1 protein-coding gene is annotated in these 927 nt (G+C 72.5%); it reads right to left on the minus strand.

What is annotated here, in order from left to right; all coding sequences use genetic code 11:
- Positions 1-89: 89 nt before the first annotated feature.
- A partial coding sequence (locus ON39_RS19995) for an SCO6880 family protein (RefSeq protein WP_040736531.1) occupies positions 90-927 on the minus strand: 838 nt, incomplete at its 5' end.

Genomic DNA, 927 nt, shown 5'->3' on the forward strand with positions numbered 1-927 from the left:
ACTCGTCGTCCTCGTGCCGCCTGCCGCGCCGGGCCGCCGGCTCGTCACGATCCCGTACGGGTGGCTCGTAGTCACGTGCCATGAATCTCTCACCCCGCCAGTGCCTTCGGAATAGTCGCGTGCTCCGGCAGGATCACCCCGCACCCGAGCGAGGCCGCGAAGGCCGCCGCCTGGTAGCGGTAGCACCGCCGAATCTTCAACCGCGCCTGCGTGGACAGGTCGCGCGTGATGGCTTCGATACGCGGCAGGTCGCCGCGCAGGGGCTCGGTGATGGTCACCAGGGCCCCGAAGCGGGTCACACCGTGACCCCTGGCCTGCTCCTCACGCGCCTGCTGGGTGGCGCCCACCCGCAGGGTCGCGGCGGCGGAGACCACGCCGCGTTCGCTTTGCTGAGCGACGAGCGCGTTCTTGAAGTCGTCGTCGACGATCTCGGCGGCGTCGGCGGCCGAGTGCGGCCGGTACACGATGGCGATGCGCTTGCGCGGCACTTCGGGATTGGGCGCGAGCAGCCGTTGCAGCACCCGCTCGTCCACCGCGCCCTCGGGGGCCGCGTCCATCTCCCAGGTGACCGAGCGGCCGCCGTCGTGCACGAAGTGGTCCCACTTCTCGTCGTGCGAGACCGGGCCCGCGTCGGCCCAGTCCAGGCCGTGGCCGTCGGGCTCGCTCGACGCGACCTCGAGGTCGGCCTGCGAGGCCGGGTCGTAGCTGCGCCGGATGAACGCGATGACCTCGTCCGCCGACATCGGCTGGGCGCGCACGCCTGCCTCGGCGAGGGCCGCGCAGATGCCGGGCAGGCGGCGGCCGATCTCGACGGCCTCCTCGGCCGGGTTCTTGCGCCGCTCGGCGGTGGTGGCCTTGAAGGTGATGGCCACGCGCGGCAGCAGCTGCACCCGCTCCTGCGGCAGCTCGGTGGCCAGCTCGTACATC

This window comes from Nocardia tenerifensis NBRC 101015 (assembly GCF_000308715.1).
Taxonomy (GTDB): domain Bacteria; phylum Actinomycetota; class Actinomycetes; order Mycobacteriales; family Mycobacteriaceae; genus Nocardia; species Nocardia tenerifensis.